This window comes from Emergencia sp. JLR.KK010 (genome assembly GCF_037018265.1).
Classification (GTDB): domain Bacteria; phylum Bacillota; class Clostridia; order Peptostreptococcales; family Anaerovoracaceae; genus Senimuribacter; species Senimuribacter intestinalis.
In genome coordinates, this window is record NZ_CP143550.1 from 250,745 (window position 1) to 276,251 (window position 25,507).

The window sequence follows — 25,507 nt, forward strand, 5'->3', positions numbered from 1 at the left end:
TCTATCTCTCCTTTTTAACAGGCATTGCTTCCATGCCAAACATCGCAAGTGCCTGATTTACCTTATCCAGTCGTACAGTTTCCTTCCCCTGCTCTAACTCTCTGACAAAACGCAGTCCAAGGCCCGAACGTATAGCAAATTCCTCTTGCGTCAACCCTAACTTTTTTCTTTCTTGTTTTATATAATATCCAATTCTATTCATATTTACATATTACACCCTATCGGGTGCATTTTCAATCATTTTTTCTATTATATACCCTTTAGGGTATATTTCCGCATTCTATTTTTATAATTTATACCCCTTCAGGTATAGTTTTCTCTTTTTCAAATTCCAGCCGCATATCATTCCAGACTGCACCACCGTGAGCCGACTCTGACACCCCGATTTTCTGAAAGCCGAATTTCTCATAATATGCAATTAAATAATCCTTGCACGCCAGGGTTATTCCCTTAAGCCCTGCCTGCCTTGCCGCCTCAATACTGTACTCCAAAACCTGCCCGGCAAAGCCTTTCTTTCTGTGTTCGTCCGATGTCAGAACTGATAAAATCGCAAAATACGGACCCGCCTCAAGGGATATATTTTCATAAAGCGCATCAGAAAACACATCCCGCTGCGTCAGTCTTCCCACTACCGCGCTGACAATCTCACCATCAAGCTCTCCCACAAAGAACCAGTCGCTGATGTTCTTCAAGCGATACTCATAAGTCTCTCGCAAAGCCGCCTCCGCTGGCGGAAATGCCTGCTTTTCGATTTCCCAAACTCTGTCCAAATCCGGCAGTCTGCCGTTCCGAATGGTTAGTTTCATCACACCGCGCTCCCTTGCAAAGTTTTCTACAATCCCCTATTTCTTCCCTTTCAGTACTGCCGCTACGATTCTATCACGTCCTGCCAAATCCTGCAGACAGGTCACGCAGGCAAACTGCTCAGTTTGTTCAATGAGACTGCATACAGCTTCCCTCTGATCGTGACCGATTTCAAACATCAGCACGCCATCTTTTTTCAGACAGTCAGCAGCGTCCGCAATAATCCTTCCGTAGAAGTCTAGTCCACCTGCTCCGCCGTCCAGCGCCATCATTGGCTCGTGGTCGCGAACCTCACGCTGCAGCGTTGGAATCACAGAAGTTTTTATGTAAGGAGGATTAGAGATAATCATGTCAAACCGCTTGTTTTTAAACCGACCCTTAAATGGAAGCAGCAGATTTCCCTCCTGAAAAGTCACTTTGACCCCCAGCTTTCCGGCATTTTCCTTTGCGACCGCAAGGGCGTCTTTACTAATATCCGAGCAGGTCACCTTGGTTCCTTTGCAAAGCTTTGCGAGAGAAAGTCCGATTGCGCCACTGCCGCAGCAAAGATCCAGCACCTCCCAATCCTTTTTTCTCTTTGGGAGAAACGCCTCTCCACGCAGTGTTCCATCAGAAATTACACCCATAGCATCCTCTACCAGTGTTTCCGTGTCCTGACGGGGAATCAGCACGCTTTCATTCACGTTAAATTCCAGGCCCATAAAATCCTGCGTACCAGTAATATACTGGAGCGGCTTTCCGCTGCTCCGCAAATCCAACAGTGTAAAATACTCATCGCACAAACTGTCCGGCAAAATCTTCTGATATTCCAAAATCAACTGTGCGCTAGTAATTTTCATTAAATAGCAATACAACAGTTTGCAGTCGATTGCTGCATCACCGATTTGGCGTTCTTCAAGCTGTCTTTTGCCGATATTTAAAATTTCTTTCACCGAAAGGCTCATTCTTTACTCCTCTTTATCCCTGCGCATCCGCAGATTCCTGCTGGCCCTGCTTAGCGTCCTCCTTGCTCTTTCTCTCTATCTTATGCTCCTGTATCAAATTTCCTTCAAGGTCACAAATCCCCTCAAAATACGGCGTATCCTCAGGCACCATAACTGCTTTCATAGCACAAATAGCAACTTCCAACTGGTCATCGGACGGATTCTTTGTAGTCAACTTTTGTAAGTACAGTCCCGGCAGGCTAAGAATCTTGACAACCCAGCTGTCACTCCTTCCTGCCCACTTCAAAAGCTCGTAGGAAAGTCCTGCAACCACCGGTACCAGCAGCAGCCTTGACACAATTCGGAGTACCAAATCCGGCCAGCCAAGGAATAGGTGAAGCACGAAACTGATAACCATAACAAAGAGCAGAAAGCTGGTTCCGCACCTCGGGTGCAGTGTATAAAACTGCTGCGCATTGGCAGGAGTCAACTCTAAATTGTTTTCAAAACAGTGAATGCACTTATGTTCGGCACCGTGGTACTGAAACACCGTCTTGATATCCTTCATCTGGCTGATCAGCCCCAGATAAATCACAAAAATTCCAATTCGCATGATGCCTTCAATCAAATTAAAAGCAAAATCGCTGTCAATAATCGGCTGAAGCAAATTTGTCACTACTGTCGGAAGCAAAATAAACAAACCGATAGTCATAGCAAGCGCCAGAATCACAGAAAGGTAAATCATCAGATTCCATGCGCCCTTCTCCCCAAAATGTCTGTTAAGCCATGCTTCCATTTTGTCCTCTTCTGCGTTTTCCTCACTGGACCAGCTGGCTTCCAACACGTCCGCAGAATACATCAGAATGCCGGTCCCCTGCACCAAAGACATGACAAAGGCAACAACCCCTCTGATAATCGGAATCTTTGTCCACTTTCCCATTTTCTTATTCGGCTCTGTTTTCATGTGGATTCGTCCGTCAGGCAGCCTCACCGCAACCGCAGTGCGCGACAGTCCTTTCATCATAATCCCCTCCATGACCGCCTGTCCACCAACGGGCGTTGGGCATGCGTCTTTCAAAAAAATCTTGCTCAAATCCATAATTAACCTCTATCTACTGCTGTATAAAAATCTTTTTTATAATCTGGATAAAATTTTCATTGTTTCTGGTATGCGCCAGATTGTCGATAATCGTCTCTGTCACTTCCTGCACAGGACTGTTCGCAAGAGCTCTTCTCATTGCCCAGATTGCTTCCATCTCATCCTGACTCATCAGCAAATCCTCCTTACGGGTTCCAGATTTGTTCAAGTCGATGGCAGGGAATATTCTCTTCTCTGACAATTTCCTGTCCAGATGGACTTCCATATTACCTGTACCCTTAAATTCCTCAAATATAACATCATCCATGCGGCTTCCTGTTTCAACCAGCGCTGTCGCCAAAATGGTGATGCTGCCACCCTCTTCGATATTTCTTGCTGCACCGAAAAATTTCTTCGGCTTGTGAAGAGCACCTGGATCAAGTCCGCCGGACAAAGTTCTTCCTGAAGCTGGAACCACCAGATTGTAGGCTCTTGCCAGTCTGGTAATACTGTCAAGCAGGATGACTACATCTTTGCCGTGCTCTGCCAGGCGCTGTGCCCTTGCCAGAACCATCTCCGCAACCTTTACGTGGTGCTGCGGCATTTCATCAAAGGTAGAATAGATAACTTCGCCGCCGCTAAGGGAGCGTTTCATGTCGGTCACTTCTTCCGGACGTTCGTCAATGAGCAAAACAATCATCTCCACTTCCGGGTGTTTTTTCTCGATGTTATTGGCAATACTCTTCAAAAGAGTCGTCTTCCCAGCTTTTGGCGGTGCCACAATCAGACCTCTCTGTCCTTTTCCAATAGGCGCAATCAGGTCAATGAGACGCATAGCAAGTTCTTTGCTGCGATCCTCCAAGGTCAGTCTTTCCCTTGGGAAAATCGGCGTCAAATCCTCAAAATCCGGTCTGCGCATAGCCACACCCGGTTCATCCCCGTTGACCGTCAGCACATAAAGCAGCGCGCCGAAGCGTTCGCCCTCGTTAGGCAGTCTGGAAATTCCTTTAATCAAATCACCCGTCTTCAGATTAAATCTTCTAATCTGCGTTGGTGAAACATATACATCCCTGTCACTGGTCAGGAAATTATTAAAACGCAAAAATCCGAAACCACCTTCAGCAATTTCCAAAATTCCCTCCACTTCCGGACGTTCCTGTTCCTTGTGGGTAGGGACTTTTCTGCGCACAGGGTGAGCCTCCTCATGTGCGAGCACCTGCGCTCCTGCTTCTTGGACCTGTCCTGCCTCAGGGCTCAATGGCTGCAATTCCACTTCCGGCTCTATCTTGTCTTCCTCTGACCTCTGTAAAATTTCCACCGCAGGCTTTTCTGCCTGCAATGCTTCCTGCAAAGCCGCCTCTTCCCGCGCTTTTCGCGCCAGCGTCTCTGCCTTTGGCGGGCGCCCCCTCCGTTTCACAGGCTTTGGCTCTGCAGGTTCATCAATTTTCCTGACAATTGCAGCTGCTCCTTCATCCACCTGTGCAGCTTCCGCTGCACGCTTTGCCAAAGTTTCTGCCTTCGGCGGACGACCCCTTCTCTTTGCAGGCTTGATTTCTGCTGCCTGTGTTTCTATTTTCTGTGTTTCTTCTAATTTCTTTCTTGGCATGTAATAATCAGACCCTAAGGCCTGTTCCTTTCTGTGTATAGTGATAATAGCTTTAATTGAAAATTATTTATTAAGGGAAAACGTTTAAGATGCGGCTTTCTAAAATAGAAAAAGCCCTTACCATCAAAAGACGAAAACTCTAATTTCATTATAATACAATGTGAAACCAATGAAAAGGGTATTTTTTTGTAAAAGGACCGCGAAAACTGCTGACAAACTAATATTTCTGCGGAGACATTTCAAATAAAAAGTGATATTGAGCCGAAAAAGATTCAGGTCAAATGCGGAGAAACCGACGCGCCACAATCTCAATGTTTTTTTGTATCTATGGCGTTCACCCTCTGGAAAACGCCATATTCTAAGAGTTTTTTTGTATAAATGGCATCAGCCACTCGCCAAACGCCATATTTGAATTTATTTTCTAAAATACTGGCGTGCCTGCCTCCTGATATCCACTTTTTTGATATTTTACTGTAGAGTGCCAAAGTTTTTCCGACTATTTGTCTGCATTTCTTTCTGCATCTGCCATTTTTTCTTAAAACACTTTTATATGTGGCACTTTTTCATAGGTCTCCGCCATGTATACAGAAATCAATCCCAAATGTGGCACAGGGGCAAATCACCGGCACGACATGTCTTCATTCTCTTGCTGTTAATCTTACTTCCGTACACAAAACTGCCGCTCTAACTTCTTCAAGCGGAGGCGCTGACCTAAAACAAGAAGCTGTCTCATTTTATCTTGAGACAGCCCCTTTTGTGCATATGTTCTATTTATTTTGTATAATCGTAGAAACCGATACCGGTCTTTCTTCCCAGCTTACCGGCTCTTACCATTTTTCTCAGCAGCACATGTGCTCTGTACTTAGGATCACCGTATTCGCTATACAGTACATCCATAATTGCAAGGCATACATCAAGACCAATCAGATCGCCCAGTTCAAGCGGTCCCATCGGGTGGTTAGCGCCCAGCTTCATAGCTGTGTCGATGCCTTTCGCATCAGCAACGCCGTCAGCCAGAATGCCGATACCTTCGTTAATCATCGGAATTAAAATTCTGTTTACAACAAATCCTGGTGCTTCTGCAACTTCTACTGGAGTCTTACCCAGTTTCTCTGCCAGTTCTACGATTGTTGCCTTAGTTTCATCGGAAGTTGTCAGCCCCTGAATGATTTCTACTAATTTCATAGCAGGAACAGGGTTGAAGAAGTGCATACCGATTACTTTGTCAGGTCTGCCTGTTGCAGCAGCGATTTCGGTAATGGACAGGGAAGATGTATTTGTAGCAATGATTGCTTCTGGCTTAACCAGCTGATCCAGTTCAGCAAACAAAGCTTTCTTTGCTTCCATATCTTCTGTTGCTGCCTCAATGATCAGGTCTGCATCTTTTACAATGCTGATATCAGTGGAACCCTGGATTCTGCCCATGATAGCTGTCTTGTCTTCTGCAGTGATTTTTTCTTTCTTGATCATCTTATCCAGATTCTTTTCTACGGTAGCAATACCTTTATCTACAGAAGTCTGTCTTCTGGCTCTCAGTACTACTTCGTATCCGTTCTGTGCAAGTACCTGAATGATGCCAGCGCCCATAGTGCCGGTTCCTAATACACCAACTTTTTTCATTATAATAACCTCCTACTTAATGATTGTTAATTTTATTCAAAAGTTTTGTTAAAAAATTAACTTTCCTTTTTTCTAATTATATCACAATAAAAAATAAAGTAAACCCCTGAAATAAATTATTTCATTCTTACTGGGCTATAACCAGTAAATCCGTGATCCCCTTTGAAAGCTGCATAAACGCGAATAATTGTCCCAGATTATAGTCGTCCATATGGGTCAAAGAAACTTTCACACCGCAGGCTGTTTTTTCAAAGTGGCGATTTGCTTCCTCTGCCATCAGAAGATTCAGGGAGCCATCTTCGTTACATCCGTCAAAGTATGGCATCATAATATCCAAACTGTCCTTCTCTACAAGGAGCAGGGTCTGAAAAGCTGATTCAAGTTCCACATTCGCCGACTGCGAAGGCATTCTCCTGCAGCTGCCATACCACGCGCCAAAATCTACAAGCTGATTCTGCCAGACAAGCAGCAGCTCCTCACCGGCGCCGCTGTCCTTACCGCATGCTTTTCGATATGCTGCGCGCCCTACTGCGTAATCTACACCATCCAAATCCCAGGACGGTGACGCCAGCATATCGTAAAACCCTGACAAATACAACTCCAAATTTACGCCTTTAATGGCGAGTGCAAGCAGAAGGGCTGAGGTTCCAGCTCCATATGCCGCCGGAATTTCCGGATAAGATAGCAATGGATAATCCTCCGCGGCTGCTTCCGCTGTCAGAAATTTACTTTCTTTTCCTGCAATGGCAAAAATCCGCTCAGCAGCCTGTTCCTTTCCGCAGCTGGAAATAAGCTGCTGCTTGAGCACGCTGTACGCCCCTCGAAGCTGCAAACTCTCTTCCGCCTCTGATATAGCAAGAAGTGTAAAGGATTTCCCTTCCAATGAATGCAGCAATGACGCATAGGCTGACGGCGAAAAGGTGTCGCCAAAGACGATGACCTTTGACTTTTCCTCTACTGGCTCTGCTGCAGAAATACCAGCGCGAAGCAGCTTCGCCATCTGCCCCGACGCCAAAACTACAGTCACATCTGCTGACTGCACGATTTTATCTCCCAAAGCCTGCAGTTCCTCCGCCTGCGCCATGTCTGCTCTTGTTATACTGCGGCGAACCCACTGACTTTCCCAAAGCTGATCCAGACAAGCTGGGCATTTTACTTTCAATTCTTCCGTATGCAGTTTTTCAAAATTTCTCGTTTCAATAATAATATTCATATGTTCAGTTTAACATGAAAATACAGTTCGTTCAATTATTCTCTGTCACAATTTTTCTGCTTTATTTTAACTCTTTTAATTCGTAAACTAATTTTCTTAAAAGTAAAATATAGCCTACTAAAAATGGGCAATCCCGTTATGGAACTGCCCACTCATTTTTGAAAACTATGCAATTTTTCCAAGTCTGCAAACCCGCATAAACGATATACTCCCCATATGATAGTTTTGGATATTTCCATTGTCTACCATATGGGGAGCATATCAAAATACAGCTTTATCAAAAACTTTTAATTGTCCATTGGTTTCATCGTCGGGACGAAATCGGTCATATTGATAAGTTCCTCCATAATCTGTTTTACTGTCCTATTTTCTCGATTCTCCAAATCGTCAATCTGTAATCAGGTCATACTATGAATCACTTTTACATCGTGTATGTGTACGATTTGATGTAAATGATGTATGCTCTTATGACTAACTTCTGATTTTATAAGAGAAGTCCTGACATTCCCGATACGGGAACATCAGGACTATATTATTTTACTCATTTTTGAAGTATAAGTCAAGTCCCTCAAATTCGGAGCGCTTGAGTTCCTTTGTCACATCGGTGTAGATATTAAGCGTGGTGGAAATATCCTTGTGACCGAGTGCGTCCTGAATTACCTTCACATTTACTCCTGCTTCACACATTCTTGTCGTGAATGTATGTCTGAGAGAGTGACAGCTAAAGTGTGGCAGCAATACCTCCGCATTTTCATCTTTCAATAACTGCTCATCATTACAGTCCCGGATAATCCGGCGGATTGCCTTGTTCAGCGTTGATTGATGTTGAGCCTGCCCGAAGCGGTTAATAAATATGAAATCGCTGTACCCGTCAATGATAACCTCGCAATGTAAATCAAACATTTCCTGCCTTTCCTTTTCCATAAGGAAGGCTTCTTTTACAAAATCAAGCATTGGTACTTGTCTGTTGCCCGCTGGGGTTTTTGTTGTATTCACATTGAAGTAGCAGCCTTTCTTGCTGTCATCGGTTCGGTGATCGTAGTAAACCAAAGTGTGATTAACATCAATAATGCCTTCTTCCATATCAATATCGCACCATCTCAGCCCGGTCACTTCACCAACTCGTAATCCCGTACCGACCATTACCGCAAATATCGGATACCAGTTTTGTACTTTCGGCGTGTTCTTCAGATAGTCAAGAAACAAATCCTGCTCAGGTCGTGTTAATGCCCTGCGTTTTTCCGTCTTAAAAACATGGGATTTTTTCAGCTCTCTCAACACATTGTCAGACGGATTGTTACGAATGTAATCATCATCAACCGCCATATCCAAAATCTGATGAAGCACGGTATGGATACTGTCAATCGTAGAAGCCTTTACTCCTCTTTCGTCGGCAAGATAATTATAGTACCGCTTAACATCAGATTTTTTCAGAGTTGAAATACGCTGTTTTCCGATATTTGGACGGACGAAAGTCTCATACATATATTTATAATTTTCAAAGGTATTGTTTTTCAATCCTCGTTTCAAAACTTTCCACAAATCAAAAAGTTCATTTACTGTCGTATAGCGGGCTTCGGTCTTAATGCCATCGCTTTTATCTTTTGCAATCTGTTCTTCCTTTGCACGAAGATCATCTAAGTTCCTCGCATAGACATAACGCCTCTTTTTGTTTGCGTCCACCCACGAGTATTGGTAAGTACCGTTGCTTCTTTGTAATTCCCCGGTACGAAGAACTACTCTTGATTTATCCTTTCTCTTTTCCTTAGCCATAAGTCACCCCTCCTAAATATGCTTTTTATCCTTGATATAGGTATCTAATTTCTCCCGGACAATAAAAACCTGATTCCCAAGCGGCACTACAAACGGGCATTTCTTTTGCTGTGATAATTGTCTGAGCTTCGTTATCCCGATACCGGAATATGCCGCCGCTTCTTCAATAGAAAGACATTTTTTCTCCCATATTGGCTTGTCAGCATTCCTTGCTTCAAGCTTTGCCTTATAAGTCATAACTTCATCATCCATAGTAGTTCCTCCTTAAATCGAATATGATTTTTTTATGTATTCATCAAAAACTTCTCTTTTTATCAGCCTGCGGTTTCCAATCCACAATACAAATGGGCAATCCTCTTTGTTTGTCATCTCGTAGAGCTTATCCCGACTTATCCCTGAATAAGCTGCTGCTTCTTCGATTGATAAATTTGTTTTGTACCATACAGGAACTTGGATTTTTTCCGCCTGATTTCGTTTTCTTTCCATTTGCTGTACCTCCTCGCTTTTGGTGAGTACATCATAGTAGAAAAGAAGCGATAAGCCAATTATGCGAACTGGCTTATCGCAGACTTGACAACTCTGTTATATCAAATACATATTTGCAATGTACTCATCAAAAACCTGTCGCTTTATTACCCTCCGATTTCCAATCCATAATACAAATGGGCAATCTTCTCTATTTGTCATCTCATATAATTTTGCTCTGCCAATCCCTGTATAAGCGACCGCTTCATCAATAGAAAGATTTGTTTTATGCCACAATGGGACTTCATATTTAGACTGCTTTGCCTTCTTATTATCATTCATCAGCCTGTACCTCCTTGTCCCCGGTGGAAGTACGCCTTTCATAAATGATATAATCCCAGCCCATATTGTCGCACTTATCGCATTTCTCCCTTTTGGAAGCCAGCGGATCAAGCCGCCTAACAATATAATTCTGTGTTTTCTTATATGCCTGTAAGCAGGCAGGACAAAGGCAGCGAATATCCCCCTTGTGCTTTTGCGGCTTATCCACCCACAAACCAAGCGCTTTCTTTAAGCCGTGATTCACCTTACGGAGCAGATATTCGTTGTCAACAAATCCGATATACTCCACAAGCTCGGACTGATTGACTGTTTTCAGTTGTTCCAGCATAACCATCGAAGGCTCTTTGAGTCCAAATTTATCTCCCAAGATAATATGGGACGGCAAATAACGCTTCTTTATAACTGATGTAAGAGCTGCAACAACCGTTGTCATGCTTGCCTGATTGCCTTCATCGCATTGAACTACAAGAACAGGTCTTACCCCATTCTGAATTGAGCCTGCATTGTTTCCAAAATCATGCAGATAAATTTCTCCACGCTTCACCTTTTCTTTATTCTCTGTTTGCATAGCATTGACCTCGCATTTCCAAGATTAAGTGAAGGGGAAATCTTTATCCGGATTCAAAACAACCCCTTCACTAATTTGGAATCAGTCAGCCAAATGACAACCTATTTTCGGAAAAATCCCTCAAATATTTTTTTCACTTTCTTGACCGCTACGTTCAAATGCTTTTCAATCGCCTGATGAGATACACCCTCCGCTTCGGCAATTTCCCTTGCGCTTTTATTTGCAACATACCGAGATATGAGGTATTTGTATTGCTTTTCGGTAAGGGTTGAGAGAGCCTTGTCCATCAGCTTCATCTTCAACTGATAACGATTTTCTTCGTATTCCTCTGTTATCTGCTGCTCAAAAAAGTCAGGAACAAAGACCTCCGAATGGAATATCCCTATAAGCTCATCGTCACATCCAAAAGCGTCCTCGTTGTTTAAGCTGCGCTTATAGAATTTGCTTTCATTTCTTCTAAACTCATATACTGCCTTTCCCTGTTCAACGGACAGCAGCACGAACGGTATGTAGCGGGATATAATATCAGGGTATTTTTCAAACAGTTCTTTTTCGGATAGTTCTGTAATAACCGCCCATTGCTCCACGCCTATGTATCCCTCATACTCGTACTTCAAATTGATAACCTTACACTCGTTCTGAAACTCCTCTTTCAGAACATCAAATTGGCTTTTTGCCATTTTCTTTACATCCAGTCTGAATTTTCAAAAATGTAAAAATTCAGACCGTAAGGCGGCGAACGGCAGCCGACACTATATAAGGTCGAAATACCACAAAATATAAAAATGCACCTGCATAGCGACAAATTTCGCCGTGCAAGTGCGTTTGTTTCATTGTATTTATGGCATATCAGTTCAGTATGTGAGCCGCATTGTCCTTTTGTGGGGTAAATGCTTTTTTCAATGAAATACTTTCTGATAATACCTTTGTAACAGTTTAATATTCGCTGCTCATCACAAGCAGCGGAACGCCGAGAATAATCCAGCGCATTAAAAAACCTCCGATCCAAAAAAACTCAGAATCGGAGGATGTAGGCATATTAAATCGCCCTGTCAAAACCTCGTTTTTTTTATTTGGCAGGGTTCATATTTCTTTATAGTTCAGTTATCTGCGAACTGTCAGTCCACTTATAATTGAATTGCTGTGCCATTATAAAGATGGCATAAATCAGTATAATTATATATGGAAGTGGACTGTAAGTGCATAATAAACCTGAAACGCTTGGTTGTATCATTAAGGCAGCTCGTGAACACGCCGGGATCACCATAGAAGCGTTGGCTGAAAAAGCGAATATTACCGAGCGATACCTATATCGGATCGAGAACGAGGGCAAGAAGCCGAGCTTCGATGTCCTACATAAGCTCGTCCGGGAATTGAACATTTCTGCGGATTCGATTTTCCACCCTGAGAAGCCGTCCAAAGATTCCGAGGTAGAAAATCTCCTCCGTATGCTTTCAGCTTGCGATGAACGGTCGTTAGAAGTCGTTAAAGCAACTGCGAAAGCCTTAATTGATACTGCACCCGAAAAGTAGCCGCAAGGCTGCTTTTTCAATCAGATTAAGTCTATCAAAATAACATCAAATCTGTTATCGCACTCTGATAAAATCCTTGTAAAGCAAAAACAGAGCCGCAGTTTTTACTACGACTCTGTCTCTCATTATGTTTAGTTTTTAGGAAATTTGATTGTAATTTCAGTACCTTTATTTACAATGCTGTGCAACTCAATTTCCGCATTATGCAGTTTTGCAGCGTGTTTTACAATAGACAGTCCAAGTCCTGTACCACCTATTTCTTTTGAATGACTTTTATCTACTCGATAAAATCGTTCAAAAATGCGCTCTTGATGTTCTGCCGGAATGCCAATACCCGTGTCGGTGATGGTCAGAACAGCAAATTCATTTTCATTCTTTACCCCTACAGATACCGAACCGCCCCTACAGTTATATTTGATCGCATTGTCACAGAGATTGTATATAATCTCCTGAAGCAGCTGCCTGATGCCGCTGATCAAAACAGTTTCTCCATACAGTTCAAATTTTATCCCATTGCTTTCTGCTTCGTCGGCAAGAGAATTTATCGTTTCCTCTGCTACCGCATATAAATCCACCATATCCCATTTCATATCTTCAGCGCCTTCGTCCAAATGTGAAAGCCGTATAATATCTTCCACTAATTGAATCATGCGTTGTGTTTCAGAGTAAATACGCTTTAAAAAGATGGGAATGTCCTCCGGCTTTACCATACCGTTCGCCAAAAGCTCAGCGCTTCCCGATATGGTATGCAATGGCGTCTTTAACTCATGTGAAACATTGGCTGTGAATTCACGGCGTAATTGTTCCGCCTTTTCTTTCTCCGTTACATCAAGTATTAAAAGCACAATCCCGGATACTATATTGTTTGATATAACAGGACTTGCCATCATTTGATACCGACCACATCCAAGTTCCACAACTCTTTCTGAATGTTCCCCGTTCTTCGCCCTATTAAGCAATTGGGCTAATTCCAAGCTGCGGTTTATTGACACGATATCCTCACCTATGCAAAAACAATCTGTCCCAAATAGTTTCGCAGCCGCCTTGTTGATACTCAAAACAGTTCCTCTATTATTCAGCAAAATAATTCCCTCAGACATAGCGGAGGTCATCACTTCAAGCTCATTCTGCCTTTGTCTTAATTCCTCACTTTGCCGACTAATCTCTTTTTGCTGTGTATCAATACGCCGAAGCAGAGGAGAAAGTTCATCGTATCCATTATTATCTAAAGGTTTATCCAAATTTAATTCATTCAACGGCTTAACAATTTTCTTTGACAGTCTCGAAGCTAAAAAAGCTGATAAAATAATAGCAATCACAAATATAATCATAATTGGCTGCAACATACCGAGTGTAAGTATGAGCAGAGAATTCTGTGTTACTGAAAGCCTGATAACAGTTCCATCTGGCAGTCGCTTTGCTCCATAGAGATAACGCTGCGTTAATGTGGAGGAATAACGGGAACTTGCACCATATCCCTCTGAAAGTGCTTCTTTTACTTCTTCCCGTTCAAAATGATTTTCCATTTCATCAGCCTCTGATATGCTGTCATAAAGAACTTTACCATCTGTTCCTATCCAAGTAACACGGTAATCTTTTATATTTAAGTTTTTCAGGTAATCAAGTCCTTCATCTTCAACGCCCTGTGAAGCAAGATCAATTTGCATACGCAGTTGATTTTGTTGGATACCAGAAAAATAGTCATACAGTACAGTCATAAAAAGTACGGCTGAAGCAATAAATATGCTGATGGCAACAACGAATACAGTACGAAAAATTCTTTTTGTCATAGCTTCGCCTCCATTCGATACCCAACGCCTCGGACAGTTTCTATATAACTTCCACATTCTCCGAGTTTTGTACGGAGAGTTCCAATATGAACATCGACTGTTCTTGTTTCGCCTATATAATCAGAACTCCATATTAATTGTAATAATCTGTCACGGGTGAAAACTTTTCCAAGATTATCCATAAACAAATACAAAAGATCGTATTCTTTTAATGTAAGCGTGATACGCTCGCCGCAGGCATAAACAGTATGCTCAGATTCCTTTATTTCAAGATTTCCCACCTTTAAAGTTTTTGGGGTGTTTTTTGGAGCTGTCCGCCTAAGTACAGCTTTCACACGGGAAACCATTTCCATCATTCCGAATGGCTTTGCAAGATAATCGTCTGCACCTGTGTCAAGACCGATTACCTTGTCATATTCAGTTCCTTTGGCTGTTGCCATAATAACCGGAATATCTGCGGTAACAGTATTGTTACGAAGCTTTTTTAGAATCGTGATTCCGTCATCACCCGGCAGCATAATATCAAGTATAATAAGTTTCGGCTGATCCGCTTGCAACGCACTAAAAAATTCTGTACCGTCCGTGAAGCCTTTTGCTTCAAACCCAGCAGAATTTAAAGCATATATCATTAAATCTCTAATTCCATTGTCATCCTCTACACAATAAATCATTGTCATTCTCCTTCTGCATAAAAATACCCATATTATATTATAGCGTAAATCCGCCTCTTTTTCAACTTTGCTTATATGCAATGAAATTATCGTTTATCTCTCTTTCCTTCCAGTAATAGAAAACAATACCCACTTTGCAATTTCCACCGCATGATCACCCATACGCTCAAAATACTTTGCAATCATAAGAAGGTCGAGAACTTTTTCTCCGTTTGATTCAGGATTACCAAATTTTTCTATCAAATCTGTCTTTACTTCGTCAAAGAGACCGTCTACCACATCATCGTAGGTAATGACTGCATTTGCAATCTCTATATCTTTCTTCACAAAGGCGTCAATACTGTCTGTTACCATTTTGATTGTCGCTCTTGCCATATCCTGAATATGCTCCGTATTATCGGAGGGTGAAATGTTCGCCATAGTCACAATTTCTACAATATCGCCGGAATTGTCCCCAATGCGCTCCATATCCGTCACCATTTTCAGTGCGGAGGAAATCGTTCGCAAATCCTTTGCCACCGGCTGCTGCTGAAGGAGCAGCTTCATACACATGGTTTCAATATCCCTCTCTTTTCTATCTATCTCAGTTGACAATTCGGGGACTTTTGCCGCCATTTTCGTGTTGCCCTCTGAGAGTGCTTTTGCCGCCATTGCTATGGCATTTTCACAAAGAGCGCCCATTTCAATAAGCTCTTTATGAAGCAGTTCCAGTTGTTCATCAAATTTTGACCGCATTTAACCAAACCTCCCTGTAATATAATCCTCTGTGCGTTTATTCCCCGGTTGTGAAAACATTGCTTCTGTCTCTGAAAATTCAACCAAATCCCCCAGCAGAAAGAATGCCGTATGATCTGAGATACGGACAGCCTGCTGCATATTATGTGTAACAATGACAATCGTATATTTTTCTTTCAGCTTCATTGCCAGTTCCTCAATATGCGAAGTGGAAATTGGATCAAGCGCCGAAGTCGGTTCATCCATCAGGAGAATCTGCGGCTCTACTGCAAGTGCTCTCGCAATACAGAGCCTTTGCTGCTGACCGCCGGATAGTCCCAAAGCATTTCTTTTCAGCCTGTCCTTTGCTTCCTCCCAAATAGCTGCATCCCGGAGTGAGCGTTCCACAATATCATCGAGTTTTGCTTTGCTTCTAATTCCGTGTGTACGAGGTCCGTAAGCAATATTGTCATAAATGCTCATTGGAAATGGATTCGGTTTTTGAAACACCATTCCGATATTTTTACGAAGTTCGTTTACATCAACTGAATTGTCATAAATATTCTCACCGTTATACATAACTTCGCCCGTAATCTTAACGCTGGAAACCAAATCGTTCATCCTGTTAAGTGTTTTCAAAAATGTGGATTTTCCACAACCCGACGGACCGATAAGCGCCGTTATGCTTTTTTCGGGGATTTCCATATTGATATGTTTAAGTGCCTGTGCTTTTCCATACCATAAGCACAGATCTCTTACTGTCATTATACTGCTCATAGGCTTCTCCTTTTCTTGAAATAACGGCTGACAATATCAGCGGCAAGGTTGATAAGCAGCGTCATAATCATTAGTATTGCGGCAATCGCAAAAGCTATTTCAAATTCACCCTGTTCCTTTGCATAAACATATAACGCTACTGTCAGCGTACTGCCGGAGTTTTGCAGCCCCTCAAATAATCCATATAATTCGTGGGCAAGTCCGGCTGTAAATAAAAGCGCCGCCGATTCGCCAAGAATTCTTCCGACTGACAGGATACATCCTGTGACCACCCCATCCACACAACCGGGAAGTACCACAGTACGAATTACCCGCCATTTTCCGGCTCCAAGTCCGAACGCACCTTCCCGGTAGTTCTGTGGCACGGTTTTCAGGCTTTCCTGCGTAGTGCGCATAACAGTAGGCAGATTCATAATAACAAGCGTCAGCGCACCAGCCAAAAGGGATGTTTTCATATTTAAAAACTGACAGAAGAACAACATACCAACAAGCCCGTAAATGATTGGTGGGATTCCCGACAGGGTTTCCGCAGCATATTCAATCGCCGTAACAATTCTTTTATTCTTTGCATATTCCGTTAAATAAATCGCCGCCCCCACTCCAAGAGGTATTACAAAAACAAGCGTGGCAAGAATAATATACAAGGTGTTCAGAATATTTGGCAGAATCCCAATGCGTTCTTCAATATAGCTCGGTTTTGTAGAGAGCAGTTCCCAAGTGATATGGGGAATTCCTTTCACAAGAATATATCCGAGCAAAAACAATACAAGTGCCGCCGTAATTCCCACTGACAGCCAGCAGAGCCACTTCATAGTAAAAATATATCCTTTTCGACTTTTGTTCACTTTGAACCCTCCTTATCCCGCTTCAAAAAGAAATTAAGTGCAGCGTTTATCAGCATAATAAAGAGAAACAGTACAAGGGCGATGGAGAACAATGCCTGCTGTTGTAACCCACTTGAATAAGACATTTCTGAAGCAACTGCTGTTGTAAGAAAACGCACACTCCCAAATAGGGATGGCATATTGGCTACATTTCCTGCCACCATCATTACTGCCATCGCCTCGCCAATGGCACGTCCTACGCCCAACACAACAGCCGCCGCAATTCCGCTTTTTGCCGCCGGAACAGACACCCGGAAATAGGTTTCCACCGGAGTAGCGCCAAGTGCCAAAGATGCGTCCTCATATTCCTTCGGTACAGCTTCCAATGCGGTTATGGAAACTTTGATAATTGACGGGAGAATCATTACCGCCAAAACAATCATTGCCGCAAACAGACTTGCACCGTCCGGCAGATGAAACAGCGTCCGAACTGCCGGCACTAATACAAGCATTCCCACAAGACCGTAAACCACCGACGGGATTCCCGCAAGCAGACTGACCGCCGATCCCATAATGGTTTTTATTTTTTCCGGAGCAAGCTTTGCAAGATATACAGCGGTCATAAAGCCGACCGGTACACCGATTACGATAGCTCCGGCTGTACCGTAAACGCTGGTTAAAATAAACGGCAGAATTCCATAGGAAGCTTTTGCTGCTGTGGAAGCCCAAACTTTCCCAAACAGAAATTTGAAAACTCCAATTTCCCGAATAGCGGGAATACCCGATATGATAAGATACACTGTAATCAGCAAAACAAATCCTACTGTAATAAGCCCCAATATCAGGAATATGCCGTGTATGATGGTTTCAAATAATCTCTTTTTCTTCATCACTACATTCCTTTCAAAATGTGAAAAGTGGCGGTTTCCTATCGCCGTCGCTTTTACAGTCCTTTATTTTACCGGTACGGCTCCTGCTTTCCTGATTAGTTCCGAAGCGTCGCTTGAAGTAATGTAGTCAAAGAATTTCTGTGCTGCATCAGACAGTTTACCCTCGGTTTTCGTAACCAGCACAAAATTACGCTGCACCTTATAACTGCCGTCCTTAATTGTTGTTTCGCTGGGCGTTACGCCTCCGACTTTCAATGCTTTTACGCTGTCCTTTACGGAAGCAAGAGACGCATATCCGATTGCTGCCGGATTCCCCGCAACGGTCGTAATCACATCTCCGGTAGAGGTAAGTTCCTGCTTCAATTTGCATTGATCCTTTGTTCCCGTAATGGATTCAAAGCCGTCACGGGTTCCGCTTCCTGCTTCTCTTCCAATTAAGACAATCTCAGCGTCCTTACCGCCGACTTCTTTCCAGTTTTTAATCTCACCAGTATAGATTTTGGCAATATCCTCAATCGTAAGATCATCTACGGTATTTTCGGGATTGACAATGATTGCAATACCATCATAAGCAATAACTGTTCCTTCAAGTCCTTTTGCTTTTTCTTCATCCTTCAAATCACGGCTGGAAAGTCCGATGTCACAGCGTCCTTCCGCTACTGCTGTAATGCCTGTACCAGAACCAGTGGGATTGTATGTAACGGTAATTCCTTCGTTCTCTGCCTCAAAGGTTTCTTTCAACGAGCCGATTACTTTTTCCATAGAGGTAGAACCATCTGTTGAAACTGTACCTGTTTCCTGTTTTCCACATCCGGCAAGCATACCGAAAACACAAACTGCGCCAAGTGCTAATGCAAGTATTTTCTTTGTTTTCATAATCAAATTCTCCTTTTGTTTTTTCTCTATAATCTTTTCGATTACGGTTTTATTATACCGACCGAACATCAAATTCGTTATCTTGCGATTGTAAAAACATTGTAAAGTTGATTTTATGTAAGCCGCTTGCATTTCTGCAAACGGCTTGTTTTCTAATACTGTGGCACACCGTATCCGTAAATCTGATAATTCCCTATTGAATACTGATTGATTCGGCAGCTATCGCCGGAATTGCCTTCTACGGTGTAAACAATACCGTTTTCGACTTTTTCCACAATTACAACATGATCGGTTTCACCATCGCTCTCCCAATCAAAGAAAATAATCATTCCGGGAACAGGCTCGGCAGATCCGTCAAGCCATTGTCCTCTGTCCTTAAACCATTGTGCGCCGTTGACGCAGCCCGCAAATTTCGGGATAACCCCAGTATCAATATAGCCGCACTCGTTAGCGCACCAGCTTACGAAACAGGCACACCATTCCACACGACTGCCAAATCCATACCAGCTCCAGTACGGTTCACCGCCGACATTACCGACCTGAGACAACGCAACGGTTACAATCTGATCGCTGCTGTACGAGATACCATAAAGGACAGCCGACCAAAGCGAATTGTTTTCATCTTTCAGCAATTCGGCAAGGTAGTCCTTGTAGTTTGCGAATTGAGACAAAAAATTCCCCTGAGAAGCTTCTTTATCTCAGGGAAACATTGCTATCCACATATTAAAAACCATTTCAAATTGCGGCTTTATTCATAAAGCAAATCTTTTTATAAGCAAATTCCTTCTGCTTTTTCGTCGGCAATATCTTTAATAACTCCTCCTGCGTAAAATCTTCCATCGGCGTTCCTTTTGAAAGAGCAAAAAGCTGTGTAATCAGCCAATCCTGCCATAAGTCCTCCAACATATCCCTGCTGTCCGTATAAGTCGTGACACTGTCAAATCCCTCGTTTGGCATATAATTCTGCAATTTCACAAACCCGAACCTTCCGGCGTCCACCACCAGCACATCATCTTCCTGATAGATTTCCAAAAAGGCATTGGCAACCTTTCTGCATTTTTCCCTTTCTTCCTCTGTTATATATGTCTGTTTATTCATAGGCTTTCCCTCCTGTATTTCCCTTGCAATTAGATTGTATTGAAAATCAAAGAAAACCTGTAGTTTGCGACCGGATACACCGCACAACGCAAAAAAGACCTTGAAAGGTGTTGTCCTCTCAAGGTCTTAATCTTAGAAATTATGGGATTTTTTAGTCCATTGGTTTCATCGTCGGGAACAGGATGATATCTCTAATGCTCGGGGAATCGGTGATCAAAATAACCACTCTGTCGATTCCAATTCCAAGTCCGCCTGTCGGTGGAAGACCTACTTCCAGCGCATTGACAAAGTCCATATCCATTGGATGTGCTTCATCATCTTCACCGGAATCAAGCTGTGCCTGCTGCTCGGTAAATCTCTCGAACTGGTCGATCGGATCGTTCAGTTCGGAGAACGCATTGCAGACTTCCCATCCATTGATGTAGCCTTCGAATCTTCTGGTGATTCTCGGATCTTTCGGGTCTCTCTTTGCCAGCGGTGAAATCTCTACAGGGTGACCCACAACAAAGACCGGTCCGTCCAGATAGCCCGGAACATCTTCGCAGTATTCTTCAAACATCTCAGCAATAATCTTGCCGCGTGTCATTTCCTTCACTTCATCAGCATCCATGCCATAGGCGATAGCTGCCGCTCTTGCATCTTCGTCAGAGTCAATCTTGTGGAAATCAACGCCGGTAATTTCCTTTACAGCATCGGTCATATCCAGTCTTCTCCAAGGCGGAGTCACATCAAAATCCTTGCCCTGATAAGTGATAACTGGTGTACCGTTTACAGCCATGGCTGCCTTGTAGATTACCTGCTCTGTTACGTCCATCATGCTTTCCATGTTGCCATACGCCATATAGCATTCCATGGAAGTATACTCAGGACTGTGATTTCTGTCCATGCCCTCATTTCTGAACATCTTGCCCATTTCATAAACTCGATCCAGACCGCCTACGATGAGACGTTTCAGATAGAGCTCATTGGAAATACGCAGTTTCATGTCGATGTCCAAAGTATTGTGATGGGTATTGAACGGTCTTGCGTTGGCGCCGCCTGCAATGGTAGTCAGAATCGGTGTATCCACTTCCAGGAAGTTGTAATCCTCTTCCAGTACTCTCTTGATCTCATGGATAATCTTTGCTCTCTTATAGAAAGTCTCTCTGACATCAGGATTTACGATTAAGTCCACATATCTCTGTCTGTAGCGGATATCCGTATCCTTCAAACCATGCCACTTGTTTGGCAGCACCTGCAATGACTTGGATAAAAGTACCAGTCTCTTTACCTGAATGGAAATTTCCCCTGCTTTTGTCTTAAAAATAGTTCCTTCTACACCGATGATATCACCGATATCATAAGTCTTAAACCAGGTGTATTCATCTGTGCCGATGTCGTCTCTCTTGACTACGCACTGGATTCTGCCCTGCTTATCCTGAATGTCGACAAAAGCCATCTTGCCCATTCTTCTGAACGCCATGATTCTTCCGGCGCAGGACACTTCCTGATCCTCCATGGCGTCAAAGTTATCTTTGATGTCCATGCTATGGGCAGTCACATCCCATGTTTCGTTGACAAAAGGATTTCTGCCAGCTTCCTGCAGTTTCTTCAGCTTTTCTCTTCTGATCAATCTCTGCTCATTCAGATTTTCTTCCGAAAGTTCCTCAACTTCCGGATTTACATTCATGTTGTTATCTTGTGTACTCATATCTATCATCCTTTATACTACTTAGTTATTTCTTCAATTCTGTAGTGCAGCACCCCATCCGGAACTACGATTTCGGCAACCTCGCCAATTCCTTTTCCGAGGAGTCCCTGACCTACAAGTGATTCGTTGGAAATTCTGGCAGGCTCTGCAAACGGGTCTGCTTCTGTAGATCCTACGATAACAAAGGACTGCTCCTCACCGGTCTGTGTCTCTACTACTCTTACAGTCAAACCTACGTTTACGTGATCGCCGGAAACTTCATCTTCGTTGATAATCTTTGCATTTCTCATCATGGTTTCCAGTTTGTGGATTTTCTCTTCCAGTTCAGCCTGCTCATTTTTAGCGGCATCGTATTCTGCGTTTTCGGAAAGGTCTCCGTAAGAAATCGCTTCCTTCAATCTTTCGGAAACTTCTTTTCTTCTAACGGATACCAGCATGTCTCTTTCGGCCTCTAATTTATCATAACCCTCCTGGGTTAGAAGTATTTCTTCTGACATATTCTAATTCTCCTTTCAGCAATGCCATAGTCCGAGTATTATACTCTAAAATTGTGCATTTGTCAATGTTTTCGCCCTTTACTTGTTTCCTTTTTTGTTTCCTTCGACGAAACGTTTTATTTTTTTACCTGTGGTCTTCTCAAAATCCTCCCTGCGGATGTGAAGCTTTTTGATTTTTTTATAATACGGAAGTCTTTCATTGATCTGATCAACGGCTTCCCATACCAGTCCTTTTACATCCTCTTCGGTAAAGGCTTCTCCCAGCGCTTCGCTGATTTCCTCTTCATCTAAGATGACTGTCGCTGCGATGGTCATATCGTTTCCAGCTTCAACCTCATCTCCCCACACCATACTTTCTGAAATATATGGTACAGCGCTCAGATAGTATTCCAGCTCTTCCGGAAAAACATTCTTACCGTTCTTAGTGATGATCACATTTTTCTTTCTTCCTGTAATATATATGAAGTTCTCTTTATCCACATAACCCAGATCACCGGTATGAAGCCACCCGTCTTCCATTACCGCTGCAGTCGCTTCGGGATTCTTGTAATATCCCAGCATTACATTATCGCCTTTGTAGCAAATCTCGCCAACGCCGTCTTCGTCAGGCTCTGCAATTCTGACTTCCATGCCAGGCAGCAGATGTCCCACAGAAGCAAGTCGCATATCTTTTTCGACGTCCGGATTCAGCGCTGTCATCGGTGAACACTCCGTCAAACCGCAGCCCTGCACACAAACAATGTCCAGGTCATTGAAGAACTGTAAAATCTCAGGGTCGATTGCCGCGCCGCCGGAAATGATAACACGCATTCTACCGCCAAATACTTCCAGAATTTCCTTGGTAAACGGCTTGCTGATGGACACACCCATCTTCTTGGTCTTTCTATTCATTGTCAGAAGCCGTTTCAGCATCTTTTCTTTGCCTTTTGCTCTGACATTTTTCCAAATCTTCTTATATAAAGTCTCAATGAGCACCGGCACGCCAAGAAGCATAGTCGGTTTCACCTCTTCAAGGCTCTTTGTGATATATTTCAAGCCCTGGCAGTACGCGATTGCGGCGCCTTTGTAAAGCGGCATCAGGAACGCGCAGGTACACTCGTAGGTGTGGTGCACCGGCAGCACTGAGAAGAAAATATCAGTCGGATTGACTTTCAAAATCGTCGGTGCGCTCATCAGGTTGCTCGCCAGATTGTAGTGAGACAGCATAACCCCCTTGGCAATGCCCGTGGTTCCGGACGTATACAGAATCACGCTCATTTCATCGCCGTAGATTTCCGCATCCAGGAACTGTCTATCTCCCTGGGCAACCAGCGCTTTTCCCTCCTGCACCAAAGCCTTCCAGGAAAGAATTTCCTCTTCATGTGCTTCTATGTCAAAGTCTACCAAAACTTCCAGCTTCGTATCTCCGCTCGCCTTCATTTCACGGAACAGGTTCGCAAATTTTCCGCCGAAGATAACGCCGGAAACCTCGGCATCGATAATCTGTGCTTTCAGTTCTTGCTCGCCAAGTTCTTTATCCAGAGGCACTACAACACCAGTTCCGCATAACACTGCCAGATAAGAAGACTCCCACTGATAGCAGGTTTCCCCAATAACTGCAACGCGTTTTCCTTTCAGACCGCGGTTAATCAGCGCCGTTCCCAGACCGTTGACATCGGCAAGCGCCTGTTTATATGTGATTGCTGTATACGGAGCGTCTTTCTCAAATTTCTGCATAAAGGCGACGTTGTCCCCGTAAAGGTCTGCGCTGGTCTCGATCATGTGCTTGATATCCGTAATCGGACGGCTCTCCTTATATCTTACGTAAGGATCCGTGCTTTCAGAAATCGCTTTCACAAAAGCCTTTGCCCTCTTCATCTCAGCATCCTTCATCTGCGCATAACCAGGCTTTTCCTGCGGCTCTGTCTGCACGCTGTCCGCTGCAAAGTTACCGTAGCGCTTAATCTTTCCGGTGGTCGTCTTATCAAATTCTGTTTCTCTGATATTGATGCGTTTGATTGCCTTATACGTCGGCATTTTTTTGTTGGTTTTGTCGACCAGTTCCTTGTAAAAATGATAGACATCGCTGCTGCTCATCTCGCCAAAACGCTCTTTCAAAAGCGGGTAATTCGGGAAAATATCGGCGGTAATCATCACATTGCCGACTTTGTCGTCTTCTCTGCCATACACCAGCGCTTCCTGTATCAGTTCATCTTCCATGAGCACAGTTTCCACTTCCTCAGGGAAGATATTCTTGCCGCCTTTGGTAACGATGACGGTCTTCTTTCTGCCGGTCAGGTAGAGGAAACCGTCCTCATCAAGATATCCCAAGTCGCCAGTGTAAAGCCAGCCGTCTTTCAGCACCTCGTCGGTAGCTTCCTGATTGTTGTAATACCCAATCATGACGGAGTCACACTTGCAGACCACTTCACCGATTCCGTCTTCGTCGGGGTTCTCAATGCGAACCTTTGTGCCAGGCATCGGTTTTCCGACTGAGGCGGCTTTGCTGTATCTGTCCTGATTTACTGCGATAATCGGTGCGCATTCACTCATGCCGTAGCCTTGAATCATCGGAAGCCCCATAGCCTCAAAATCTTCGATGACTTTCGGATCGATTGCAGCGCCACCTGCGATGAGCAGGGTGATATTGTTGCCGAAATTCTGATGAATTGCCTTAAACAGCTTTTTCATCAGCTTCGGATTGTTGTAAAGTTTCAGTTTCTTGGACAGGTCAATTGCCTTGCGCAGCTTTTCCGCCTCGCCCTGCTTTTCAGCCTGCTTCCACATGCCTTTGTACATTTTTTCGAAGACGAGAGGCACGCCCAGCATAATCTGGTTATGCACTTCGTTCATATTCTTCTGAATGTACTTGATGCCTTCGCAAATTACCACTGTACCGCCCTGATAAAAACAGGTGCAGATATCACAAGTAAACTCATAGGCGTGGTGAATCGGTAAAATGGACAAAGTCTTTGTCCCAACTGGCACATGAACCAGCTTGGACATGCTGACTACATTGGCAACGATATTCTTGTGGGAAAGCATAACGCCCTTGGACGTACCCGTAGTACCGGAAGTAAACATCAGGGTCGCCAGCTGCTCTCTGTCAATCTCAGCATCCACGTAGTCGCGTATGCCTTCTTTTAATAGCTGCTCGCCCTCTTCAATGAGTTCATCCAAGGAAAGCGCCTTCTCGCTGTGCTCGCTCTGCCCCATGGAAATAAAGTGTTCCACGTCATATTTTTCTTCAAAAAGAGGCGCCAGCGCCTTTTCGCTGCGTTTCGTATATACCAGGGCGCTTGCACCGGAGCGCTGCACCAGACTCTTCATCTCATCGATAGGCAGGTTCTTATCCAGCGGTACGATAACGCCGACACCGCAGACCACTGCAAAGTAGGTCAAAATCCACTGCCAGCAGCTTTCACCGACCACTGCGATTTTCTTGCCTCCAAGTCCCAGGTCAAGGAGCCTGGTTCCCAGAGCATCCATTTTCTCTTTAAATTCGCCAAAGGTAATCGGCTGAAAAGTTCCGCCCGGCTTATCCTTCTGTAAATACGCAGGCACATCTTTATAAAGCGACGCGCTGCTTTCAATCATGTCTTTTAAGTCCGCAACTTCCCGCACCGGGTAGTATACGCCGTCATATTTCTTGTTGTTCATATCGATTTATCTCTCTTTTCTCCCGCCTTCTATGGGCAAAATTTTACTTAACCATTAATTTATTATTTTACCATTTTTAGGTGGTTTCCGCAATAGATTTGCAGAAGTCATGAGGAA

At 43.6% G+C, this 25,507-nt stretch carries 25 protein-coding genes and 1 pseudogene; 1 reads left to right on the plus strand and 25 read right to left on the minus strand.

Annotated features, from left to right (window positions below):
• Window position 1: 1 nt before the first annotated feature.
• The 13 genes from V1225_RS01110 to V1225_RS01170 form a co-directional block, all read right to left on the minus strand.
• Complete coding sequence (locus V1225_RS01110) at window positions 2–202, minus strand: helix-turn-helix transcriptional regulator (protein WP_160202960.1); 201 nt, start codon at window positions 200–202, stop codon at window positions 2–4.
• Window positions 203–293: 91 nt separating this feature from the next.
• Entirely contained in the window at window positions 294–806 is a 513-nt protein-coding gene (locus V1225_RS01115; protein WP_251631967.1) for a GNAT family N-acetyltransferase, read from the minus strand.
• Between the two features lie 36 nt (window positions 807–842).
• Window positions 843–1,748, minus strand: a complete 906-nt coding sequence (prmC, locus tag V1225_RS01120; protein WP_161909412.1) for a peptide chain release factor N(5)-glutamine methyltransferase — start codon at window positions 1,746–1,748, stop codon at window positions 843–845.
• A gap of 13 nt (window positions 1,749–1,761) precedes the next feature.
• Entirely contained in the window at window positions 1,762–2,826 is a 1,065-nt protein-coding gene (locus V1225_RS01125; RefSeq protein WP_160202957.1) for a DUF1385 domain-containing protein, read from the minus strand.
• A 13-nt stretch (window positions 2,827–2,839) separates the two neighbouring features.
• Complete coding sequence (gene rho / locus V1225_RS01130; RefSeq protein WP_338547271.1) at window positions 2,840–4,411, minus strand: transcription termination factor Rho; 1,572 nt, start codon at window positions 4,409–4,411, stop codon at window positions 2,840–2,842.
• A 771-nt stretch (window positions 4,412–5,182) separates the two neighbouring features.
• Window positions 5,183–6,037, minus strand: a complete 855-nt coding sequence (locus tag V1225_RS01135; protein ID WP_350339731.1) for a 3-hydroxybutyryl-CoA dehydrogenase — start codon at window positions 6,035–6,037, stop codon at window positions 5,183–5,185.
• Between the two features lie 121 nt (window positions 6,038–6,158).
• Window positions 6,159–7,244: a hypothetical protein gene (locus tag V1225_RS01140; protein ID WP_338547274.1), complete on the minus strand. Its 1,086-nt coding sequence runs from the start codon at window positions 7,242–7,244 to the stop codon at window positions 6,159–6,161.
• 537 nt (window positions 7,245–7,781) lie between these two features.
• Window positions 7,782–9,017, minus strand: coding sequence for a tyrosine-type recombinase/integrase (locus tag V1225_RS01145; RefSeq protein WP_338547276.1), 1,236 nt, complete (start codon window positions 9,015–9,017; stop codon window positions 7,782–7,784).
• 12 nt (window positions 9,018–9,029) lie between these two features.
• A complete protein-coding gene (locus tag V1225_RS01150) occupies window positions 9,030–9,269 on the minus strand; it encodes an excisionase (RefSeq protein ID WP_338547278.1) in 240 nt (79 codons plus the stop codon).
• A 12-nt stretch (window positions 9,270–9,281) separates the two neighbouring features.
• On the minus strand, window positions 9,282–9,503 hold the full coding sequence (locus V1225_RS01155; protein ID WP_161909185.1) for an excisionase: 222 nt from the start codon (window positions 9,501–9,503) through the stop codon (window positions 9,282–9,284).
• Window positions 9,504–9,599: 96 nt separating this feature from the next.
• Window positions 9,600–9,824, minus strand: coding sequence for an excisionase (locus tag V1225_RS01160; RefSeq protein WP_160201798.1), 225 nt, complete (start codon window positions 9,822–9,824; stop codon window positions 9,600–9,602).
• On the minus strand, window positions 9,817–10,392 hold the full coding sequence (locus V1225_RS01165; protein ID WP_251615195.1) for a type II toxin-antitoxin system PemK/MazF family toxin: 576 nt from the start codon (window positions 10,390–10,392) through the stop codon (window positions 9,817–9,819). Before V1225_RS01165 ends, V1225_RS01160 begins: the two co-directional genes overlap by 8 nt.
• A gap of 101 nt (window positions 10,393–10,493) precedes the next feature.
• Window positions 10,494–11,072 carry a sigma factor-like helix-turn-helix DNA-binding protein gene (locus V1225_RS01170; protein WP_251615193.1) on the minus strand — a complete coding sequence of 193 codons (579 nt, stop codon included), beginning with the start codon at window positions 11,070–11,072 and terminating at the stop codon, window positions 10,494–10,496.
• A 519-nt stretch (window positions 11,073–11,591) separates the two neighbouring features.
• Here V1225_RS01170 and V1225_RS01175 point away from each other — a divergent pair.
• Window positions 11,592–11,924 carry a helix-turn-helix transcriptional regulator gene (locus V1225_RS01175; RefSeq protein WP_160201801.1) on the plus strand — a complete coding sequence of 111 codons (333 nt, stop codon included), beginning with the start codon at window positions 11,592–11,594 and terminating at the stop codon, window positions 11,922–11,924.
• Window positions 11,925–12,055: 131 nt separating this feature from the next.
• Here V1225_RS01175 and V1225_RS01180 read toward each other — a convergent pair whose 3' ends face one another.
• From V1225_RS01180 to V1225_RS01235, 12 genes and pseudogenes are all read right to left on the minus strand, one after another.
• Window positions 12,056–13,714, minus strand: coding sequence for an ATP-binding protein (locus V1225_RS01180; protein WP_338547284.1), 1,659 nt, complete (start codon window positions 13,712–13,714; stop codon window positions 12,056–12,058).
• On the minus strand, window positions 13,711–14,385 hold the full coding sequence (locus V1225_RS01185; RefSeq protein WP_160201803.1) for a response regulator transcription factor: 675 nt from the start codon (window positions 14,383–14,385) through the stop codon (window positions 13,711–13,713). Before V1225_RS01185 ends, V1225_RS01180 begins: the two co-directional genes overlap by 4 nt.
• Before the next feature lie 93 nt (window positions 14,386–14,478).
• The gene (gene phoU, locus V1225_RS01190; protein WP_160201804.1) at window positions 14,479–15,120 is read right to left on the minus strand and encodes a phosphate signaling complex protein PhoU; all 642 of its coding nucleotides are present in this window, start codon (window positions 15,118–15,120) and stop codon (window positions 14,479–14,481) included.
• On the minus strand, window positions 15,121–15,876 hold the full coding sequence (gene pstB, locus V1225_RS01195; protein WP_338547287.1) for a phosphate ABC transporter ATP-binding protein PstB: 756 nt from the start codon (window positions 15,874–15,876) through the stop codon (window positions 15,121–15,123).
• Window positions 15,873–16,721: a phosphate ABC transporter permease PstA gene (pstA, locus tag V1225_RS01200; RefSeq protein ID WP_338547289.1), complete on the minus strand. Its 849-nt coding sequence runs from the start codon at window positions 16,719–16,721 to the stop codon at window positions 15,873–15,875. Before pstA ends, pstB begins: the two co-directional genes overlap by 4 nt.
• Window positions 16,718–17,590, minus strand: coding sequence for a phosphate ABC transporter permease subunit PstC (pstC, locus tag V1225_RS01205; protein ID WP_160201806.1), 873 nt, complete (start codon window positions 17,588–17,590; stop codon window positions 16,718–16,720). Before pstC ends, pstA begins: the two co-directional genes overlap by 4 nt.
• 63 nt (window positions 17,591–17,653) lie before the next feature.
• Complete coding sequence (locus V1225_RS01210) at window positions 17,654–18,466, minus strand: phosphate ABC transporter substrate-binding protein (RefSeq protein WP_160201807.1); 813 nt, start codon at window positions 18,464–18,466, stop codon at window positions 17,654–17,656.
• Between the two features lie 152 nt (window positions 18,467–18,618).
• Window positions 18,619–19,038, minus strand: a pseudogene (locus V1225_RS01215) (CHAP domain-containing protein); the annotation flags it as partial.
• 163 nt (window positions 19,039–19,201) lie between these two features.
• Window positions 19,202–19,564, minus strand: a complete 363-nt coding sequence (locus tag V1225_RS01220; protein WP_160201808.1) for a hypothetical protein — start codon at window positions 19,562–19,564, stop codon at window positions 19,202–19,204.
• A gap of 151 nt (window positions 19,565–19,715) precedes the next feature.
• Window positions 19,716–21,254 carry a lysine--tRNA ligase gene (gene lysS / locus V1225_RS01225; RefSeq protein WP_338547292.1) on the minus strand — a complete coding sequence of 513 codons (1,539 nt, stop codon included), beginning with the start codon at window positions 21,252–21,254 and terminating at the stop codon, window positions 19,716–19,718.
• Window positions 21,255–21,271: 17 nt separating this feature from the next.
• Window positions 21,272–21,751 (minus strand): transcription elongation factor GreA, encoded by a 480-nt coding sequence (gene greA / locus V1225_RS01230; RefSeq protein WP_338547294.1) that lies wholly within the window; start codon window positions 21,749–21,751, stop codon window positions 21,272–21,274.
• Window positions 21,752–21,829: 78 nt separating this feature from the next.
• Window positions 21,830–25,390: an AMP-binding protein gene (locus V1225_RS01235; protein ID WP_338547296.1), complete on the minus strand. Its 3,561-nt coding sequence runs from the start codon at window positions 25,388–25,390 to the stop codon at window positions 21,830–21,832.
• Between the last annotated feature and the right edge of the window lie 117 nt (window positions 25,391–25,507).

What these genes read in the sequence shown, in the direction of transcription:
- V1225_RS01110 (WP_160202960.1), bottom strand. Translation starts at nt 202, where the DNA reads ATGAATAGAATTGGATATTATATAAAACAAGAAAGAAAAAAGTTAGGG.
- V1225_RS01115 (WP_251631967.1), bottom strand. Translation starts at nt 806, where the DNA reads ATGAAACTAACCATTCGGAACGGCAGACTGCCGGATTTGGACAGAGTT.
- prmC (WP_161909412.1), bottom strand. Translation starts at nt 1,748, where the DNA reads ATGAGCCTTTCGGTGAAAGAAATTTTAAATATCGGCAAAAGACAGCTT.
- V1225_RS01125 (WP_160202957.1), bottom strand. Translation starts at nt 2,826, where the DNA reads ATGGATTTGAGCAAGATTTTTTTGAAAGACGCATGCCCAACGCCCGTT.
- rho (WP_338547271.1), bottom strand. Translation starts at nt 4,411, where the DNA reads ATGCCAAGAAAGAAATTAGAAGAAACACAGAAAATAGAAACACAGGCA.
- V1225_RS01140 (WP_338547274.1), bottom strand. Translation starts at nt 7,244, where the DNA reads ATGAATATTATTATTGAAACGAGAAATTTTGAAAAACTGCATACGGAA.
- V1225_RS01145 (WP_338547276.1), bottom strand. Translation starts at nt 9,017, where the DNA reads ATGGCTAAGGAAAAGAGAAAGGATAAATCAAGAGTAGTTCTTCGTACC.
- V1225_RS01150 (WP_338547278.1), bottom strand. Translation starts at nt 9,269, where the DNA reads ATGGATGATGAAGTTATGACTTATAAGGCAAAGCTTGAAGCAAGGAAT.
- V1225_RS01155 (WP_161909185.1), bottom strand. Translation starts at nt 9,503, where the DNA reads ATGGAAAGAAAACGAAATCAGGCGGAAAAAATCCAAGTTCCTGTATGG.
- V1225_RS01160 (WP_160201798.1), bottom strand. Translation starts at nt 9,824, where the DNA reads ATGAATGATAATAAGAAGGCAAAGCAGTCTAAATATGAAGTCCCATTG.
- V1225_RS01165 (WP_251615195.1), bottom strand. Translation starts at nt 10,392, where the DNA reads ATGCAAACAGAGAATAAAGAAAAGGTGAAGCGTGGAGAAATTTATCTG.
- V1225_RS01170 (WP_251615193.1), bottom strand. Translation starts at nt 11,072, where the DNA reads ATGGCAAAAAGCCAATTTGATGTTCTGAAAGAGGAGTTTCAGAACGAG.
- V1225_RS01180 (WP_338547284.1), bottom strand. Translation starts at nt 13,714, where the DNA reads ATGACAAAAAGAATTTTTCGTACTGTATTCGTTGTTGCCATCAGCATA.
- V1225_RS01185 (WP_160201803.1), bottom strand. Translation starts at nt 14,385, where the DNA reads ATGATTTATTGTGTAGAGGATGACAATGGAATTAGAGATTTAATGATA.
- phoU (WP_160201804.1), bottom strand. Translation starts at nt 15,120, where the DNA reads ATGCGGTCAAAATTTGATGAACAACTGGAACTGCTTCATAAAGAGCTT.
- pstB (WP_338547287.1), bottom strand. Translation starts at nt 15,876, where the DNA reads ATGAGCAGTATAATGACAGTAAGAGATCTGTGCTTATGGTATGGAAAA.
- pstC (WP_160201806.1), bottom strand. Translation starts at nt 17,590, where the DNA reads ATGAAGAAAAAGAGATTATTTGAAACCATCATACACGGCATATTCCTG.
- V1225_RS01210 (WP_160201807.1), bottom strand. Translation starts at nt 18,466, where the DNA reads ATGAAAACAAAGAAAATACTTGCATTAGCACTTGGCGCAGTTTGTGTT.
- V1225_RS01220 (WP_160201808.1), bottom strand. Translation starts at nt 19,564, where the DNA reads ATGAATAAACAGACATATATAACAGAGGAAGAAAGGGAAAAATGCAGA.
- lysS (WP_338547292.1), bottom strand. Translation starts at nt 21,254, where the DNA reads ATGAGTACACAAGATAACAACATGAATGTAAATCCGGAAGTTGAGGAA.
- greA (WP_338547294.1), bottom strand. Translation starts at nt 21,751, where the DNA reads ATGTCAGAAGAAATACTTCTAACCCAGGAGGGTTATGATAAATTAGAG.
- V1225_RS01235 (WP_338547296.1), bottom strand. Translation starts at nt 25,390, where the DNA reads ATGAACAACAAGAAATATGACGGCGTATACTACCCGGTGCGGGAAGTT.